16 protein-coding genes are annotated in these 17,884 nt (G+C 59.8%); 15 read left to right on the top strand and 1 reads right to left on the bottom strand.

Annotated features, from left to right (window positions below; translation table 11 throughout):
• The first annotated feature begins 10 nt into the window (after positions 1-10).
• The 13 genes from ACP15U_RS18570 (at position 11) to ACP15U_RS18630 (ending at position 14,596) form a co-directional block, all read left to right on the top strand.
• Positions 11-2,017: an acetyl/propionyl/methylcrotonyl-CoA carboxylase subunit alpha gene (locus ACP15U_RS18570; protein ID WP_142494836.1), complete on the top strand. Its 2,007-nt coding sequence runs from the start codon at positions 11-13 to the stop codon at positions 2,015-2,017.
• Between the two features lie 4 nt (positions 2,018-2,021).
• The gene (locus tag ACP15U_RS18575; RefSeq protein ID WP_028288579.1) at positions 2,022-2,981 is read left to right on the top strand and encodes a hydroxymethylglutaryl-CoA lyase; all 960 of its coding nucleotides are present in this window, start codon (positions 2,022-2,024) and stop codon (positions 2,979-2,981) included.
• A 12-nt stretch (positions 2,982-2,993) separates the two neighbouring features.
• Complete coding sequence (locus tag ACP15U_RS18580; protein WP_028288580.1) at positions 2,994-3,908, top strand: SDR family NAD(P)-dependent oxidoreductase; 915 nt, start codon at positions 2,994-2,996, stop codon at positions 3,906-3,908.
• Positions 3,908-4,702 (top strand): citryl-CoA lyase, encoded by a 795-nt coding sequence (locus ACP15U_RS18585; protein WP_100160969.1) that lies wholly within the window; start codon positions 3,908-3,910, stop codon positions 4,700-4,702. The genes ACP15U_RS18580 and ACP15U_RS18585 overlap by 1 nt, the downstream gene beginning before the upstream one ends.
• Positions 4,703-4,705: 3 nt before the next feature.
• Complete coding sequence (locus ACP15U_RS18590; protein WP_028288582.1) at positions 4,706-5,869, top strand: acyl-CoA dehydrogenase family protein; 1,164 nt, start codon at positions 4,706-4,708, stop codon at positions 5,867-5,869.
• Positions 5,870-5,879: 10 nt separating this feature from the next.
• On the top strand, positions 5,880-6,719 hold the full coding sequence (locus ACP15U_RS18595) for an FAS1-like dehydratase domain-containing protein (protein ID WP_028288583.1): 840 nt from the start codon (positions 5,880-5,882) through the stop codon (positions 6,717-6,719).
• Between the two features lie 211 nt (positions 6,720-6,930).
• Positions 6,931-7,710 carry an ABC transporter ATP-binding protein gene (locus tag ACP15U_RS18600; protein ID WP_028288584.1) on the top strand — a complete coding sequence of 260 codons (780 nt, stop codon included), beginning with the start codon at positions 6,931-6,933 and terminating at the stop codon, positions 7,708-7,710.
• Between the two features lie 46 nt (positions 7,711-7,756).
• Positions 7,757-9,712 (top strand): AMP-binding protein, encoded by a 1,956-nt coding sequence (locus tag ACP15U_RS18605; RefSeq protein WP_233145719.1) that lies wholly within the window; start codon positions 7,757-7,759, stop codon positions 9,710-9,712.
• A gap of 15 nt (positions 9,713-9,727) precedes the next feature.
• Positions 9,728-10,612 carry a branched-chain amino acid ABC transporter permease gene (locus ACP15U_RS18610; protein WP_028288586.1) on the top strand — a complete coding sequence of 295 codons (885 nt, stop codon included), beginning with the start codon at positions 9,728-9,730 and terminating at the stop codon, positions 10,610-10,612.
• Between the two features lie 3 nt (positions 10,613-10,615).
• Positions 10,616-11,668, top strand: coding sequence for a branched-chain amino acid ABC transporter permease (locus tag ACP15U_RS18615; RefSeq protein ID WP_028288587.1), 1,053 nt, complete (start codon positions 10,616-10,618; stop codon positions 11,666-11,668).
• 34 nt (positions 11,669-11,702) lie between these two features.
• Positions 11,703-12,941: an ABC transporter substrate-binding protein gene (locus tag ACP15U_RS18620; RefSeq protein ID WP_051630972.1), complete on the top strand. Its 1,239-nt coding sequence runs from the start codon at positions 11,703-11,705 to the stop codon at positions 12,939-12,941.
• Positions 12,942-13,002: 61 nt separating this feature from the next.
• Positions 13,003-13,794, top strand: a complete 792-nt coding sequence (locus ACP15U_RS18625; RefSeq protein ID WP_028288589.1) for an ABC transporter ATP-binding protein — start codon at positions 13,003-13,005, stop codon at positions 13,792-13,794.
• Between the two features lie 13 nt (positions 13,795-13,807).
• Positions 13,808-14,596 (top strand): SDR family NAD(P)-dependent oxidoreductase, encoded by a 789-nt coding sequence (locus ACP15U_RS18630; RefSeq protein ID WP_028288590.1) that lies wholly within the window; start codon positions 13,808-13,810, stop codon positions 14,594-14,596.
• A 25-nt stretch (positions 14,597-14,621) separates the two neighbouring features.
• On the opposite strand, the gene ACP15U_RS18635 is transcribed toward ACP15U_RS18630, so the two are convergent.
• Complete coding sequence (locus ACP15U_RS18635) at positions 14,622-15,725, bottom strand: CaiB/BaiF CoA transferase family protein (protein ID WP_036540260.1); 1,104 nt, start codon at positions 15,723-15,725, stop codon at positions 14,622-14,624.
• 113 nt (positions 15,726-15,838) lie between these two features.
• Between ACP15U_RS18635 and ACP15U_RS18640 the strand changes: the two genes are divergently transcribed.
• Complete coding sequence (locus ACP15U_RS18640) at positions 15,839-16,627, top strand: enoyl-CoA hydratase/isomerase family protein (protein WP_028288592.1); 789 nt, start codon at positions 15,839-15,841, stop codon at positions 16,625-16,627.
• Between the two features lie 16 nt (positions 16,628-16,643).
• Positions 16,644-17,882 (top strand): thiolase family protein, encoded by a 1,239-nt coding sequence (locus ACP15U_RS18645; RefSeq protein ID WP_027264384.1) that lies wholly within the window; start codon positions 16,644-16,646, stop codon positions 17,880-17,882.
• Positions 17,883-17,884: the final 2 nt, after the last annotated feature.

The following is a 17,884-nucleotide window of genomic DNA, read 5'->3' on the forward strand; positions in this document are numbered from 1 at the left end:
GGAGCGAACCGTGAAAATCAAAACGCTTCTGATCGCCAACCGCGGCGAAATTGCCTGCCGGATCGCGCGCACCGCGCGGGCCAGCGGTATCACCCCTGTCGGCGTGCATTCGCAGGCCGATGCCAATGCCCTGCATGTCCGCGAGATCGGCAAATCTGTCTGTATCGGTGCCGGGCCTGCATCCGAGAGCTATCTGAAAATCGACGCGGTGATTGCCGCTGCGCAATCAGTGGGCGCGGATGCGATCCATCCCGGTTATGGCTTTCTGGCCGAAAACCCCGATTTTGCTCGTTCGGTCGAAGCCGCCGGCATGATCTTCATGGGGCCGACGCCGGAAACGCTTGAACGTTTCGGCGACAAGGCCAGCGCCAAAGAGGCCGCCGTGGCGGCCAGCGTCCCGGTGATTTCGGGCGCCGAAGGTGCGCGGTCCGATCCCGAGCAGATTGCCGAGGAGGTGCGCCAAATGGGCCTGCCGGTGCTGCTCAAGGCGGTCGGCGGCGGTGGTGGGCGCGGACAACGGCTCGTCACTGACGAGACCACGCTGGTCGAGGACATCGAAGGCGCGCTGCGCGAAGCAAAATCCACCTTCGGCTCCGAAGGGCTGCTGTTGGAGCGTTTCCTGCCCGAGGCGCGCCATGTTGAAGTGCAGATCGCAGGTGACGGCAAGGGCCATGTGGTGCATCTGTTCGAACGCGATTGCACGCTTCAGCGCCGCCACCAGAAGGTCATCGAGGAAGCCCCGGCCTGGGGTCTGCCCCGAACGCTTCTGGACGACATCGCACGCGACGCGGTGCGCTTGGGCGAAACGCTGGACTATCGCGGGCTGGGCACGGTCGAATTTCTGGTCGCGGGTGGCGAGTATTTCTTCCTTGAGGTGAACCCGCGCATTCAGGTGGAACATCCCGTCACCGAAGCGATCACCGGGCTGGACCTTGTCGCGCTTCACCTGCGGATTGCCGAAGGCGCGGGCCTTGGACTGGTGCAGGACGATCTGACGATCAACGGCCACGCGGTCGAGGCGCGGCTTTACGCCGAAGATCCGGCGATGCAATTCGCCCCGTCGACGGGCACGCTCTCCACGCTCAGCCTGCCATCGGGCCTGCGCATCGACAGCGGCGTCGAAGAAGGCGATGCCGTCACGCCCTACTACGACCCGATGATCGCCAAGCTGATCGTGCACGCGCCCGACCGGGAAACCGCATTGGCACGTCTGGCCACGGCGCTTGATCATGTCGCGGTCGAAGGTGTCGAGACCAATCGCGCCTTTCTAACGGCGCTGGCGCGAAACCATGAATTCGAACGGATGCAGGTGCATACCCGCTGGATCGACGGCAGGCTGGATGAGCTGACACAGGCACCCGGCCTGACCCGCCCAGATCTGTGGAAGGCGACCGCTGCCATTCTCTTCGTGACCCAGTCGCGCAGCGACACAGACGCCAATCCCTGGACCAACCGTGATGCCTTTACCGGCTGGCGGCTTGGACTGGGCGGCGATGCGATTGAAGCGGGGCAGCGCGTGACGCTTACCGATTCTGACGAGGTATCCGAAGAACTGCGCGTCAGTCCAGTCAAACCGGGTGCCAAGTACACCATCCATTCGGAGAAAGGCGAGGCGCTGATACTGTCGGCACGTGAACTGACCCCGGGCCGTTGGCGTGTCGGCGAAGGCGACACCGTCCATCTGATCGACGCGCGCCTGCACGCGGGCGTGATCGAACTGGATACGCCCGAAGGCCGCCTGGTCTTTCGGCCCGCCGCGCCCCTTGCCTTTGCCGGCGGCGATGCCGCGGCGGATCGCGCCGTGACCTCTCCGCTGACCGGCATGATTGTCGAAATCAAGGTCTCCGATGGTCAGAGCGTGGCCGAAGGCGACGTGGTCGCGGTCATGGAATCCATGAAACTCGAAATCTCGATCCGGGCGGCCGCGGCCGGGATCGCCAGCAATATATCCGTCTCGAATGGGGACATGGTCGATCGCGGCCAGGTCATCGCCGAGATCCTGCCATCCGAGGAGTGATGAAATGAGCGACTTTCCCAAATTCGTAGAATTTCGTGAAGAAGGCCCGCGTGAGGGTTTTCAGATCGAAAAGAAGATTTACCCGATCGAAGAGCGGATCGAACTGATCGACATGCTCAGCGAAACCGGCTTGAAACGCATTCAGGTCGGCAGCTTTGTCAGCCCGAAATACGTTCCTCAGATGGCGGACACCGGCGAGTTGTTCCAGCGTATCAAGCGCAAACCGGGCGTGAACTACACATCGCTGTGGCTGAACGACAAAGGGTTTCGCAAGGCCCTGACCGCGCATGAGGTCGATATCGACCCGCGTCTGCTGTTCTATCCTTCCGAAGCATTCGCCCAATCGAACAACAATTGTTCCTCGGCCGAGATGCGGGAAAAACAACGTGACTGGGTCCGTCTTTACAAGGAAGAGGGATATACCGTCGACGCGGCCTATGTGATGACCGCTTTCGGCTGCAACCTCGAGGGCCCCATCCCCCAAGAACGCATCTTGGACGATTTCCGCTTTATCCTTCAGCTATGCGAAGAAGAGAACATCCCCGTGCCGATCCTCGTGGTCGCCGACACCATGGGTTGGGGAAACCCCGAGGCGGTCAAACGGATGATCGGCGCCCTGCGCGAATTGGCGCCCGAGGCGCGCATCGGTATGCACATCCATGACACACGTGGGCTGGGGATCGCCAACGTTTATGCGGCCCTGTCGATGGGCGTGGACATGTTCGAAAGCTCCGTCGCCGGTCTTGGCGGCTGTCCTTTCGCGGGCCACGGCCACGCGCGCGCCGCAGGAAATGTCTGCACCGAGGATGCAGTGTTCCTGTGTCACGAGCTCGGCATCGAAACCGGCATTGATCTGGACAAGCTGATCGCAGCGGCGGTCAAAGCAGAAGAGATCATCGGTGTGCCGCTCATGGGCCGGGTCATGCACACCGGCGGGTTGGACAAATACCGCAAGTCACTCTGAGGGAGCAAGAAGATGACAAAAGCACTTGACGGAAAGGTCGTTCTGGTCACCGGGGCCGGCGGTGGGATCGGGCGTGATATCGCCTTGATGGCAGCTACCGAAGGCGCCGCCGTGGTGGTCAATGATCTGGGCGCATCCCTGAAAGGCACCGGTCAGACAGAAACTGCGGCGCAGAAAGTCGTCGAAGAGATCAGGGCCGCTGGGGGCGATGCCATTGCCGATGGCGGCTCTGTCACCGATCCCGATGCCGCGCGCGCGATGATCGAAGCCGGGGTCAAGGAATTCGGTCGCATCGACGCGGTGGTAAACAACGCCGGCATTCTGCGCGACGGTTACTTCCACAAGATGACCTATGAGGATTTCGACGCGGTGGTGAAGGTCCATCTTTATGGTGCCTTCAATACCAGCCGCGCGGCCGCCGACTATTTCCGCGAACAGGAAAGCGGCGCGCTCGTGCACATGACCTCGACCTCGGGGCTGATCGGCAATTTTGCCCAGGCGAACTACTCTGCCGCGAAGCTGGGCATCGCGGCCTTCTCAAAATCTGTTGCGCTTGATCTCAAGCGCTGGAACGTGCGGTCAAACTGCATCGCGCCCTTCGCCTGGAGCCGGATGATCTCGTCGATCAAGACAGACACCCCGGAACAGGTGGCACGGGTCGAAAAGATCAAGGAGATGACACCGGCCAAGGTTGCACCGATGGCCTGTTTCCTGATGAGCGACCGCGCGGCTGACGTGTCAGGACAGATCTTTGCGGTTCGCAAGAACGAGATCTTCCTGTTCAACCAGCCCCGCCCGGTGCGGTCGGTTCATTCCGGTGATGGCTGGACCGCCGATGAAATCGCCGATCGCGCCATTCCCGCGCTCAAATCGCAGTTCACGCCGCTCGAAGTTTCGGCGGATGTCTTTTCATGGGATCCGGTCTAATGGGAAAACGCAAAGAAAAAATCAGCTCCAGCATTGCCTGGAGCACCCCTGACAAGATCAGCGTGCGTGGCCTCGACCTGCCCAACGAGATCCTGGGCCACATGAACCTCGGCGATCTGGCGTTCCTGCAACTGACGGGCCGCAAGGCCACACCCGAGGAAAGCCGGGTGTTCAACGCCATCGTCATTACCCTGGTCGAACATGGTATCACGCCCTCGGCCCTGGCGGCGCGGATGACCTATATGGGGGCGCCGGAATCGCTTCAGGCGGCTGTGGCGGCTGGCTTGTGTGGGCTGGGCACCGTCTTTGTCGGTTCTATGGAAGGTGCCTCGAAAATGCTTTACGAGGCACTGCCACAGGACAAGTTGGGCACCGGTGTCGATCTGGATGCGCTGGCCGTCGAGACGGTAGAAAAATTCCGCGCCCGCAAGATGATCGTGCCGGGGCTCGGACATCCGGTGCACAAACCGGTCGATCCGCGCACCCCGCGCCTGTTCCAGATCGCTGCCGAGAACGGCAAGTCCGGTGAATACATCGAGTTGATCCAGAAAATTCAGGCCGTTGCCGAAGAAAAATCGGGTAAGATGCTGCCGATTAACGCCACTGGTGCGATCGGAGCGATCTGCTGTGAATTCGGCTTTCCCTGGAAGATCGTGCGGGGCTTTGGCGTCATGGCGCGCGCCATCGGCCTGGTCGGTCATATCCTCGAAGAGAGCGAAAACCCGATCTCCTATGAATTGTGGCAGCGCGCCGAAGAGGAAATCCTCGAAACCTCCGGCCCGGGAGCGGCTTGAACGATGCAGACGTCAGCCCCAGACACTCACACCGATCTGCGCGATGCCTTGCGCGCACTTTGCGCGCAGTTTCCGCCAGAGTATCATCGCAAGTTCGGCGAAGACGAAACCTACCCCGAGGAATTCGTCGATGCGCTGACCCGCGAGGGCTGGCTTGCCGCGATGATCCCAGAGGAATACGGTGGCTCGGGTCTGGGGTTGACCGAAGCCTCGATCATCATGGAGGAGGTGAACCGCTGCGGCGGAAACGCGGGCCATTGCCACGGGCAGATGTATAACATGGGCACGCTGCTGCGGCATGGTTCGGATGAGCAAAAGCAGACATACCTGCCCGGTATTGCCAGCGGCGCGTTGCGCCTGCAATCCATGGCCGTGACCGAACCGACAACCGGGACCGACACCACCAAACTGAAGACCATCGCAGTCAAGAAGGGTGACCGGTATGAGATCAATGGCCAGAAGGTCTGGATCAGCCGTATCCAGCATTCTGACCTGATGATCTTGCTGGCCCGCACTACGCCGCTGAGCGAGGTCAAGAAAAAGTCGCAGGGCCTGTCGATCTTTATGGTCGATCTGAAAGAGGCAATCGGCAACGGGATGGAGGTCCGCCCCATCGCCAACATGCCCGGCCACGAAACCAATGAAGTGTTTTTCGACAACCTGGAAATCCCCGCCGAGAACCTGATCGGCACCGAGGGGCGCGGGTTTTACCATATTCTTGACGGGCTGAACGCCGAACGGACCCTGATTGCGGCGGAATGCATCGGTGATGGATACTGGTTCGTTGACAAGGCCCGCGCCTATGCCGGCGACCGCGTGGTCTTTGACCGTCCCATCGGCCAGAACCAAGGTGTGCAATTCCCTATCGCCAGGTCCTATGTGAACATCGAGGCCGCCAATCTGATGCGCTTTGAAGCCTGCAGGCGGTTCGATGCCGGACTGGATTGTGGTGCACAGGCGAACATGGCCAAGCTGCTGGCTTCGGAAGCCAGCTGGGAAGCGGCCAATGCCTGCATCCAGACCCACGGCGGCTTCGGTTTCGCACGGGAGTACGATGTTGAGCGCAAGTTTCGCGAGGCGCGCCTCTATCAGGTCGCCCCGATCTCGACCAACCTGATCCTCTCCTATGTCGGCGAACATATCCTCGGCATGCCCCGATCCTTCTGAGGCCAGAAACATGGGTGAGATCGACCTTGACGCGCTGGCGCCCTGGCTGGGACGCACCGAGACCAAGGAAGATGTTCTGACGCAGGGGCTGATCGACAAATTCCGCGCCACGCTCGGTCCGCATCTTTGGGACGAAGCCGGCGATGTCCCGCTGGGGGTTCATTGGTGCCTTGCCCTTGATACCGTGCCAGCTGCCGCCCTGTCAGAAGACGGCCACGCCGCGAGGGGTGGATTTCTGCCCCCTGTTCTGCTGCCCGCCCGCATGTGGGCTGGCGGCGATGTTACGCATATCGCGCCGCTGAAAATCGGCGAAACCATCACCCGACGCTCTTCGATCAGGAATATTGTGGCCAAGCAGGGCCGTAGTGGACCATTGGTCTTTGTGACCGTCGAACATGAGTATCTGAGTGGCAACCGGCTTTGTATCCGGGAGCAGCAAACGATCGTTTATCGTGAGATTTCCACCCCCCGCACGGGCGAGAGCGCAGCTGACGCGGGTGACCCCAACACGCTTAGATCGACGCTGACACCGGATCCTGTTCTTCTGTTTCGCTATTCGGCGCTGACGTTCAATGCCCATCGCATTCACTATGATTACGTCTACGCCACCGAAACCGAAGCCTATTCCGGACTTGTTGTGCATGGCCCATTGCAGGCCACGCTGCTTCTGAATCTGGCGGCGGGTGCGTTGAAAACATCGCCCCACCGGTTTTCGTTCCGTGGCCTCGCGCCACTCACCCTGCCCTGCGAATTGCAACTGCACAATGAAGGGACCGGCACCTCCGGGACAGTCTGGTGTCAGGATCAAAAAGGTCTTCGAAGCTTTTCCGCAGAGTACGCGGCCGTCTGATCGGTCTTCTTCGGTAGCGAATTCAGTTGTTGACCAATTTTTCTAACATCTGTTAGGCTTCGCGGAGAGACTTGGTAAATAAACCAGGCAAACCTCTGAATTTAGAGGTGGGAGGAGGAACAATGCGAGGAAAACTCGTAACCAACGAAAAACCGTGCGGTCAGGCTATGCGCGCCTCCATGAGGTGTGGGGCAAAAGCACGGGCCGCAACATGACCACGAATAACGGGCACGTATCCTCACCGCTTGCGGTGCGTGGTGCAACTTTGAAATTTGGCGGTGTGACCGCGCTCGACGATGTGAGCATTTCTGTGGCCGACGATGAATTGCTTGCAATTATCGGACCGAACGGAGCCGGAAAAACATCACTTCTAAACGTGACTGCGGGCTTCTACCGTCCGCAGAAGGGCCGTGTCGAATTGTCCGGGCAGGACGTGACCGGCCTGCGTGTTGACCAGATCGCCCGGCGCGGTCTGGCGCGGACGTTTCAGGGCACCCATCTTTTTGCCGGGCAGACGGTGGTGGAAAACATTATGATCGGCCGCCACATGCTGATGAAATCGAATGTAGTCCAGGCTTTTTTCCAGTTCGGTCCCGTGATGCGCGAGGAATCGGAACATCGTGAAGCCGCAGAGGAGATCATCGATTTTCTCGAGATCGAGGCAATCCGCAACCGGCCCGTGGGCACGTTGGGGTATGGGTTGCGCAAGCGTGTCGATCTGGGCCGTGCATTGGCGCAGGAACCGTCGATCCTGCTGATGGATGAACCGATGGCCGGCATGAACTCGGAGGAAAAAGAAGACCTGGCGCGCTTCATTCTCGATGTGCGCGAGGCGCGCAAGATTCCGGTAGTTCTGGTGGAGCACGACATGGGCGTCGTGATGGACCTTGCCGACCGGATCGTGGTGCTGGATTTCGGGCGGGTCATCGCTGAAGGCACCCCGGAAGAAATCCAGAAGGACCCGGCTGTCATAAAGGCATATCTGGGGTAGCGGCATGGTCAAACAACGGACAGCAATGGTCTTTTCGGACCCAGCAGTGACACATAGCGAAACCCTGCCGCAGGTTTTGCTCGCGCGAGCGACATCCACACCGACCAACCTCGCCGAACGGCACAAGCGCCTGGGCATCTGGCGTGAATTCACCTGGGCCGATGTTCTTGACAGGGTTCGCGCCCTGGCTCTCGGGTTGGAGAACCTGGGCTTGTCGGCTGGCGAATCCGTCATGATGATTGGCGAAAACGAACCCGAACATTTCTGGGCTGAATACGCCGTCCAGTCGTTAGGCGGCAAAGTCCTGTCTGTCTATCCGGATCAAAACGCTGAAGAGATTCTGTATCTGGCCGAAGACTCGCAAACGCGGATTTTTCTGGCACAGGATCAGGAGCAGGTCGATAAATGCATCGAGATTGCGGGCAAGTACTCGGGCGCCCTGGCGGTCGTTTACTGGGACGATTCCGGTCTGTGGGGCTATGATCATCCCCTGTTGCATTCGTTTGAAAGTGTGAGCGCGGCCGGGCGTCAGATCCACGCCAAGGAACCCGCCAGATTTGAAGAACACGTAAAACGTGGACGGGCGGACGATACCGCCTTGCTGTCCTATACCTCGGGTACCACGGGAAAACCCAAGGGCGTTGTCATCAGCCATCGCTACCTGTTCGACAATTGCTCGCGGGTGATGGGGGCAATCGAAATCGCGCCGGGCACCGAATACCTGACCTACATTTCGCCGGCCTGGGTCACGGAACAGATTTTCGGCCTGTCGATCGGTTTGATCGCGCCCATGGTCGTCAACTTCCCCGAAGGCCCTGAAGACGTACTGACCAACATTCGCGAACTGGCGGTCGACGCACTGGTGTTCAGCCCGCGCCAGTGGGAAAATCTCGCCTCCATCGTTCAGGCCCGGATGCTGGGGGCGGGTAAAATCCGCAATGCGATGTACAACTGGGGTATGAAGGTCGGCCACGACGTTTATGTGGAGCGGCTGGAGGGGCGTAGCCCCAGCCTTGCCGCACGCCTGCAGCTTCCCTTTGCCGAAGCTCTGGTGCTGCATCACCTGCGCGACAATCTTGGCCTTGGTAAGGCCAAAAACGCAATGAGCGGCGGCGCCCTGATGGCACCTGACGTCTTTCGTATGTTCCACGCGATGGGGGTTAAGCTGCGCAACGTGTATGGCGCGACCGAAATCGGCCTTCTGACCGCGCATGTCGGCGAAAGCTATCAGCTGGAAACCAGCGGCAGCTGGATGCAAAGCAACACGAACTACGGCGAACCGCTGGAATACAGGGTCTCGGACGAAGGGGAGCTTCAGGTGCGTGGCGGATCGGGCTTCGGTGGCTATCACGGCAAGCCCGAAAAGACCGCAGAGGAATTGACCGAAGACGGTTGGTACAAGACCGGTGACGCGGTGTCGATGACCGACGACGGCGAGCTTTTGTTCTTTGACCGTGTCAAGGATATGCGCCGCCTGGCAAATGGGCACAGCTATCCGCCGCAATTCATCGAAACGCGGTTGCGGTATAGCCCCTTCATCAAGGATCTCATGACCTTGGGCGACGAAACCCGGAGCTTCGTCAGCGCGCTTATCAATATCGATATGGAAGTTCTCGGGCGTTGGGCGGAAGAGAACAAGATCAGCTTTTCGACCTACACCGATCTCTCGCAGAAACCCGAAGTTCTGGACCTTATCAAAGGCGAAGTGGCGCGCATCAATGCGCTCCTGCCCGAAGGCTCGCGCGTGGCACGTTTTGCGAATTTTCCCAAGGAACTCGACCCGGATGAAGGCGAGTTGACCCGCAGCCGAAAGCTTCGCCGGGCCTTTCTGGAGGAACGGTATGCCAAGCTCGTCGAGGCGATCTATGCTGGCGATGACGAGACAGATCTCGAAATCGCTGTGACCTATCAGGACGGCCGTCAAGGCGTTCTCAAGACCACGGTTCGCGTGTCGGATGTTGAAAACGCATCGAAGGCTGCCAAGCGGCAGTCCAAATCTTAAAGGAGGTCGGCGACAATGGTCTATTTCATCAATGACATCATTACCGGGGCTTTGATCGGCCTTCTGTATTCGCTGGTGGCCATGGGCTTTGTTGTGATTTACCGCGCCAGCAAGGTGTTCAACTTCGCGCAGGGCGAGCTTGTGATCATCGGCGGGTTCATCGTCTGGTTCACAACGATGCAAGCGGGGCTTAGCCTTTGGTTGTCGATACCCCTTTCGCTGGTTCTGGCCGGGCTGGTCGGGTACGCAATCGAACGGATTTTCCTGACAAAGCTGATCGGTGAATCGGTTTTCTCGATGGTCATGGTCACCGTCGGCCTTTTGATCCTGCTGCGCGGTTTGGTGCTGCTTGTGTTCGGTCCCGCGGTAAGACCCTTCCCGATCATTTTTCCGCTGAAACCCTTGTTCCTCGGCGATATGTTGATCCCGATGAACCTCCTGATAGGTGGGATCATCACCATTGTCGCGGCCGTCGGCCTGTCGTGGTTCTTCAACCGGACCCGGTCCGGCCTCCGTATGACCGCTGTGGCGGAGGACCACGTCGTAGCTTCCTCGATGGGCATTTCGGTGAAAGGCTCGATTGCCGTTGCCTGGGTTCTCGGGGCAATCCTGTCCACAATTGGTGCGATGATCTTTCTCAGCGGCAAATCGCTGACCTTCCTGGCCTCGGATATCGGGTTCGCGGCCCTGCCGGTGGCGCTCTTTGCCGGGCTGGAATCCATCGGCGGGCTTATCCTGGCAGGAATAATCATCGGCATCGCGCAGAGCTTGACCACCAACTACCTTGATCCGTTGATCGGTGGCTCGCTCGGCAGTGTCGTTCCATATATCATAATGCTTGCCATTCTGCTGATCCGGCCGACCGGCCTGTTCGGCTGGCGCACAATCGAACGGGTGTAATCCATGGATCCTTCTGGCGTATTCCCGACAAGCTATCGCAGTGACAGACGTTTGATCCGAACGCGCTGGCAGTTTCTGGCCCTCGTCGTATTCATGGCTCTACTGCTGTTGGCGCCTTACCTGGTGAGCAGCCGTATCATCGCTATCCTGAATATGATGATGATCAGCGCCGTCATCGCCGTCGGGCTTCAGATCTGCACCGGCTATGCGGGCCAGATCAACCTGGGTCAGGCGGCGTTCATGGGGGTCGGCGCCTATACGGCCTCGATACTGGCCTCGAAGACCGGCCTTACGTTTCTGCTGACCATTCCTCTGGCCGGGCTCTCGGCTGCGCTGTTCGGCTTTCTCTTTGGCTTGACCGCGGCGCGGATCAAGGGGTTCTATCTGGCACTGACCACGATTGCAGCTCAGTTCCTGTTCCACTTTGCCGTATTGAACCTGCCGTCAACCTGGCTGGGTGGATCGAACGGTATCACCGTGCCCCCGGCCGAGCTTTTCGGGCAGCGATTTGTCAGCGAATCTTCGCAGTTCTATCTGAATTTCGCCGTGACCGCGATCATGGTGGCGGGCGCGTTCGGGATCGTTCGGTCACGCTTCGGCCGTGCCTTCGTGGCGGTCAGGGATGATGACGTGGCCGCGGGTATAATGGGGATCAATGTCGCGGCCACAAAGGCAAATGCCTTCCTGATCGGCGCTTTCTATGCGGGCGTCGGCGGGGCGCTTTGGGCCTATCTGATCCGCTTCGTGGGGGTAGACCAGTTCACCCTGTTTCACTCGATCTTCTTCGTCGCGATGATCATCGTCGGCGGGATGGGTTCAATCGTGGGGGCCCTGATCGGCGTCTTCATTATCCGCATCATCCAGGAAATTATCGCGACGGTCGGCCCCAATATCGCCGACTCGGTATCATTCCTTGGCGGTGACATCGTGTTCGCTGGCATGAATGTCGTTCTTGGCGGCGTGATCGCATTGTTTATGATCCTCGAACCCAAGGGGCTGATGCACCGCTGGAACATCCTGAAGTCGTCATACCGTATCTGGCCGTTTCCTTACTGAGAAATAGAGCGGCTCTAAACCTGGGAGGAAGAATATGACTTACCAATCGAATCGAGGTCTTCGCGGCTTACTGGCAGCGGCTGCCTTGGCGGCCGCGGCGACCATGCCTTTGAAGGCGCAGGCCGAAGAGACCTATAATCTGGCCCTGCTGTCGGACTTTTCCGGCCCTTATGCTGACATCATGCCCATCCTGGCAGGCGGACGCGAAGCTGTGTTCACCTGGTGGAATGAAACCCGCGGCAAGGAACTTGGCGTCACGCTGAACTACAAAAACTACGAAACCCGCTATGACGCGGCACAGGTGGCAAGTCTCTGGCCCGGGATCAAATCGGAACTGGACCCGATTGCGGTTGTCGGCCTCGGCGGGCCTGACGTCGCGGCCCTTTCCGAACGCCTGCCGGAAGACAAAATCCCGATGTTCATGGCCACAGCGGCCTACGGTTTTGCCTGGCAACCGGATGCCTGGATTTTCAACCCACGTCCGACCTATTCGCACGAAAGTGTCGGCTTTCTAAACTGGATGCGTGAACAGCGCGGAGGAGACGAACCGCTCAAGGTTGCGATCCTCGCCTCCGAAGCATCGCCTGCCTATGTCGACATGGCAAAGGGCCTTGAACTCTATGCCGAAGAGCACCCCGAGGAGATCGACCTCGTCGAGGTCATCTATACCGAAGTTCAACCCACCGATCTGACGGGGCAAATGCGCCGCGTTGTACGAGCCGGGGCCGAGGCGCTGGTAATCCAAACGAACACCTCTATCGTGGTTGCCGCGAAACGTGGGCTGCAGGCCAACGGGGCGAACATCCCGATCATGATGAGTTCGCATAACGGGCTTCCAGCCTCGGGTGGCGCGCTTGGCGGGCTTGAGCAAATGGAGGGGGACTTTGAAGCCTACGGCATGGCGATTGCGGCCGATGAGGACACTCCCGCGCGACAATTCTACGAGACATTGGTTGCCGATTACGGACTCGAAGCACCTTGGAACGTCGTGACCGCAATGGGCGTATCTCAGGGTCTCTATACCGTGACCGTGATCGATCACGCGATCGAGGCGAACGGCGCCGAGGGCCTGACCGGAGAGATGGTACGTGAGGCGCTTTTTGCCAAACCGATCACCACCGAAGAAACCCATGGGTTCCTGCCGACCTTGTCCTTTACGCCAGAAGCACCGTTCCCATTGGAAGGCCTCAAAGTGAATGTGGGCACCGTCAAAGATGGGAAAATCACCATCGCGGCAACGGGTGTCGACGTTCCGCAAGTTGAGAAATGGTGAATTAATCCGGGCGCCGCAGTCGCGGCGCCCGTTCTGATCCTTAGCCCCGGGCAATATGACCATGCTGGAACTCAACAACGTAGAGGTGACATATTCCGACGTCATCCTGGCGCTCAAAGGCGTGTCCATGACAGTCCGTGCGGGACAATGTGTTGCTCTGCTCGGTGGCAATGGCGCAGGAAAAAGCACGACGCTTAAAGCCATCTCGGGAACGCTCAAATCCGAGGATGGAACCGTTTCGGCGGGGTCCATCGTTCTGGACGGAACTCCCATTCAGAACATGGAAGCCTCGGAAGTCGTGAAGAACGGTCTCATCCATGTGATGGAAGGGCGGCGCGTTTTGCGGCATCTGACGTCAGAGCAAAACCTGATCGTCGGCGGGCACATGGTGCCCAACTCCGCCGAGCTGAAAAAGCGCTTGGACCATGTTTACACCTTGATGCCCCGGCTTGCGGACCTGCGCAACCGCACCTCTGGCTTCATGTCTGGTGGCGAACAACAACTGCTGCTGATCGGCCGGGCCATGATGGCCAGCCCCAAGATCATCGCGATCGACGAACCGTCGTTGGGATTGGCCCCGATGATGATCCGGGATGTTTATGAAGTGCTCAAGCAGCTCAAGTCAGAAGGCACGACCTTCTTCCTGGTCGAACAAAACAGCGCCGCGGCGCTATCGATCGCCGACTATGCCTATGTGATGGAGAACGGCCGGATCGTGATGGACGGCCCTGCCGACAAGCTCGCTGACAACGAGGACATCAAGGAATTCTATCTCGGCGTCACCGCATCGGGCGAGCGCAAAAGCTATCGAGATATCAAACACTATCGCCGCCGGAAGAGATGGCTGGGCTGAGGAGAAGGAATTCATGAGCACCATCCTGGATATCAAGGGCCGCACCGCGCTGGTGACCGGCGCCGGACAGGGCGTGGGCCGGCAGGTCGCGCTTTATCTGGCGGAACATGGCGCAGGCGCTGTTGTGATCAATGATTTTCACGCCGATCGGGCGGAAAGCGTTGCCGCAGAAGTTGAAGCAGCTGGCGCCAAGGCATTGCCAATCGCCTTTGACGTCTCGAACTTCGAGGCGGTCGGCGCAGCTTTCGCCGAGGCGCAATCCGCGTTCGGCGGCGTGGATATCCTGGTCAACAACGCCGGGAACGCGGGGCCGACCTCGCGGCTCGATGATCTGGTGCCCTTCTGGGACTCAGACCCATCGGAATGGAAGCGCTGGATGGCGACCAATTTCGACGGCGTGTTGAACTGCACCCGTCACGCAATGCCCCTGATGGTCAAGGGCGGCTATGGGCGCATCGTGACAGTCATCTCCGACGCGGGCCGCGTGGGCGAGCCGCATCTGGCGGTCTACTCCGGCGCCAAGGCCGGCGCGGCCGGCTTCATGCGGGCAATTGCAAAAGCCGGTGGTCGGTTCGGGATCACCGCGAATTGCGTCGCCTTGGGGGGCACAAGAACTCCGGCTGTCGCCGACCTGATCCCGGATGCAGAGACCGAGAAGCGGGCATTGTCGCAATACGTGATCCGCCGTCTGGGCGAGCCGGAAGACCCCGCCGGAATGATCCTGTTCCTCTGCTCGGATGCTGCCAGCTGGATCACCGGTCAAACTTATCCGGTGAATGGCGGGTATTCTTTTGCCTGCTAGAGCCGCCATCGGACGGCTGCCGCCTCTAGTTGGAGCTGTCCGAAAAAACGCTGTCATTATCTGCCCCGAGCTCGGGGGGCAGATCCGGTATCGCGGTTTCGAAACCATCGAATTTCAACGGCTGGACAATAAAAGTCTCGGCCTTGCCGCCGTCATGCGTAATCTTGCGCAGCAGCTGGCGCGCACGCACATGGGGGTCGTCCAACGTTTCGACCAGGGAATTGACCGGACCCCATGGCACCCCCGCCTTATCCAGAAGGTCGCCCCATTCGGCGCGCGTCTTGTTGACCAAAATCGCCGCGATTTCTTCGCGCAGCGCGGCCTTGCGGGCGACACGGTCGCGGCCTGTCAACGGCGCAAGATCCGCCCTGTTGATCACATCGCAGAACGGTTTCCAGAACCAGTCCTCATGCGCGATGGACAAGGTCAAGAGCTTGCCGTCTTTGCAGGTGAACACGCCATAGCCCGGCTCGGCGATAAATTCGCCCAGCGGTGTTCCATTGGCGGCGGGAACGAGGAATGCGGTCAACATCGAAACCACCGCATCCGACATGGACACGTCCACGTAACGCCCCTGCCCTGTGCGCTGGCTCGACACCACCGCCGACAGGATTGCGATCGCCGCGAACAACGCCGCGCCAACATCCGCAAGGGGGATCGGCGGCACAGGGCCGGGCTGCTTTGCATCGGCCTGATCGGCCAGCAAACCGCCAACCCCTTCATAGCTCAGGTCATGGCCAGCCCTGTCACGATAGGGGCCGTCCTGCCCGTAACCCGAAATCGATACATAAACCAGCCGCGAGTTGACACTACGCATGTCCTCGAAACCGGCACCCAAGGCCGCAAGCTTGCCAGGGCGGAACCCTTCGACGATGACATCCGATTCCTTGGCCAGTTCGCGAAACCGTGCCAGCCCCTCGGCCGATTTCAGATCCAACGCAACGCTGCGCTTGCCTCGGTTCAGTGCCCGGAACAAGGGCGGAAATTGCCGGGCCGGATCGCCGACACCCGGTCGTTCGATCATGATCACCTCGGCTCCCATGTCGGACAACAGCATTGTGGCATAGGGACCGGGAAACTGTTCGGCAAGGCTGAGAATTTTCAGGCCGGCCAGGGGTGCAGTGCTCATATCAATCTCCAGCTCTTTTGTTTTCCACGTGCGGGTCCGCCCGAGTGCAGCGCAAATCGCCGCAAAAGACAAGGCGAAAAACCAATAATATGTATAATTATCAGGAGCTTAGCATGAGTGAAGCAAAGCAGACGCTATTCGTTGAGCGGGTCGCAAAAACTGAATGGATTACCTTCCAGCGCACCGAACAGCTCAACGCAATGTCAACGCAGATGCTGCGCGAGATGGCGGCAGCACTGGAATCGGCGCTGGCCGACGATGGGGTGCGTACAATTGTCCTGACCGGCTCTGGCCGGGCATTCTGCGCCGGTGCCGATCTGAAAGAAGTTGCTGGCGCCAAACATGCACCAGGCGAGCCGGATCTTCTGGATCTTGTCGATCACACGTTTGGGCTGATGCGACATGGCCCGAAACCGGTGATCGCCGCAGTGAACGGGCTGGCGATGGCGGGCGGTTTGGAAATGGTGATGGCCTGCGATCTGGTCTTTGCCGCCGAAAGCGCGCAACTGGGCGACGCACATTCCAACTTTGGCGTCTTTCCCGGGGCCGGCGGTGCGGCGATCCTGCCGCGTAGGATTGGCCTGAACCGCGCGAAATACCTGCTGTTCTCGGGCGAGAACGTTTCGGCACGGGACATGATGGACTGGGGACTGGTGAACAAGGTCATCGCGGACGAAGACCTGCGACAAGCGGTGCAGGCCTTTACCGACAGGCTGGCAGAAAAAAGCCCGGCGGTCTTACGCCGCATGAAGACGGTTGCCAATCGGTCGCTGGACGTGGACGAAACCGCCGCGCTTTCCGAAGAGATGCTGAACCTGCGCGCGCACATGCGATCCTGGGACATGCACGAGGGTCTGTCGGCGTTCAATGAAAAACGAAAACCGCAGTTTCGCGGATACTAGGTCAGGAGGACAAACGATGCAGGACATTTACATCGTTGGCATCGGGATGACGCCGTTCGGAAAGTTCCGGGACAAAACCATCAAGGACATGACCGGCGAGGCCGTCGCCGCCGCGCTTTCCGATGCCCGAGTGACGGCAGATCGTATCGACGGCGCATTCTTCTCGAACGCGGTGCAGGGCCACATGGAGGGCCAGCACATGATCCGCGGCGAAATCGCGCTGCGTGAAATGGGCATTCAGGGCATTCCGGTGGTGAATGTCGAAAACGCCTGCGCCAGCGCCTCGACCGGGTTCAAACTGGCAGTCGATTTCCTCAAGGCCGGCAATGGCGACTGCTGTCTCGCCGTGGGCGCCGAAAAGATGTATTCTGACGACCGTGCGTTGATGTTTTCGGCCTTCGACAGCGGCTGGGACGTCAGCAACAGCGAAGAGGTCGCGCAACGGCTGGCCGATCTGGGTGCAGGGGTCGAGGAACCCGAAGGATCGAAATCGCCCAAGCCCTACAGCGTGTTCATGGATGTCTACGCAGGCTTCGCCCGGCTGCACATGAAGACCTTTGGCACAACTCAGGAACAGTTCGCCGCCGTCGCCGCCAAGAACCATGCGCATTCCGTGCATAATCCACTGGCGCAATACCGAGAAGCCATGAGCGTCGATCGGGTATTGGCCGCGCCGCCGATCACCTATCCGCTGACCCTGCCGATGTGCGCCCCGATCTCGGACGGGGCCGCTGCGGCCGTTTTATGCACCGGCGAGGGGATAAAACGTCTGGGCCTAGATCCCGCGCGCGCGATCAAGGTCAAGGCCGCGATCCTGCGCTCGGGCACCGATCGTCCGCCGGAAGATTACAAGAACCACCTGACCCGGCTTGCCGCGCTTGAGGCCTATGAACAGGCCGGGATCGGCCCCGAGGATATATCGGTGGCCGAAGTGCATGACGCCACGGCCGTGGGCGAAGTGATCCAGATCGAGAACCTCGGATTTGTCGAATTCGGCGAGGGCGGTCCCGCCAGTCTGCGCGGCGAGACAAAGATCGGTGGACGCATTCCGGTGAACCCCTCGGGCGGGTTGGAATCCAAGGGCCACCCGGTCGGTGCCACAGGGATAGGGCAGGTTTTCGAACTGGTCACGCAACTGCGCGGCGAAGCTGGCGCGCGTCAGGTCGAAGGGGCAAAGAACGCCATCGCCGAAAACGGCGGGGGGTTGCACGGGGTAGAAGAAGCGGCCGCCTGCGTCACCATTCTGGGCCGTTGAAA

The organism is Primorskyibacter sp. S87, from assembly GCF_049801055.1.
GTDB lineage: Bacteria > Pseudomonadota > Alphaproteobacteria > Rhodobacterales > Rhodobacteraceae > JBNAGF01.

Excerpts from the sequence above, each read along its gene's own strand:
- ACP15U_RS18625 (WP_028288589.1), top strand. The coding sequence starts at position 13,003 with ATGCTGGAACTCAACAACGTAGAGGTGACATATTCCGACGTCATCCTG.
- ACP15U_RS18635 (WP_036540260.1), bottom strand. The coding sequence starts at position 15,725 with ATGAGCACTGCACCCCTGGCCGGCCTGAAAATTCTCAGCCTTGCCGAA.
- ACP15U_RS18585 (WP_100160969.1), top strand. The coding sequence starts at position 3,908 with ATGGGAAAACGCAAAGAAAAAATCAGCTCCAGCATTGCCTGGAGCACC.
- ACP15U_RS18600 (WP_028288584.1), top strand. The coding sequence starts at position 6,931 with ATGACCACGAATAACGGGCACGTATCCTCACCGCTTGCGGTGCGTGGT.
- ACP15U_RS18590 (WP_028288582.1), top strand. The coding sequence starts at position 4,706 with ATGCAGACGTCAGCCCCAGACACTCACACCGATCTGCGCGATGCCTTG.
- ACP15U_RS18630 (WP_028288590.1), top strand. The coding sequence starts at position 13,808 with ATGAGCACCATCCTGGATATCAAGGGCCGCACCGCGCTGGTGACCGGC.
- ACP15U_RS18595 (WP_028288583.1), top strand. The coding sequence starts at position 5,880 with ATGGGTGAGATCGACCTTGACGCGCTGGCGCCCTGGCTGGGACGCACC.
- ACP15U_RS18575 (WP_028288579.1), top strand. The coding sequence starts at position 2,022 with ATGAGCGACTTTCCCAAATTCGTAGAATTTCGTGAAGAAGGCCCGCGT.
- ACP15U_RS18640 (WP_028288592.1), top strand. The coding sequence starts at position 15,839 with ATGAGTGAAGCAAAGCAGACGCTATTCGTTGAGCGGGTCGCAAAAACT.
- ACP15U_RS18610 (WP_028288586.1), top strand. The coding sequence starts at position 9,728 with ATGGTCTATTTCATCAATGACATCATTACCGGGGCTTTGATCGGCCTT.
- ACP15U_RS18620 (WP_051630972.1), top strand. The coding sequence starts at position 11,703 with ATGACTTACCAATCGAATCGAGGTCTTCGCGGCTTACTGGCAGCGGCT.
- ACP15U_RS18645 (WP_027264384.1), top strand. The coding sequence starts at position 16,644 with ATGCAGGACATTTACATCGTTGGCATCGGGATGACGCCGTTCGGAAAG.
- ACP15U_RS18615 (WP_028288587.1), top strand. The coding sequence starts at position 10,616 with ATGGATCCTTCTGGCGTATTCCCGACAAGCTATCGCAGTGACAGACGT.
- ACP15U_RS18580 (WP_028288580.1), top strand. The coding sequence starts at position 2,994 with ATGACAAAAGCACTTGACGGAAAGGTCGTTCTGGTCACCGGGGCCGGC.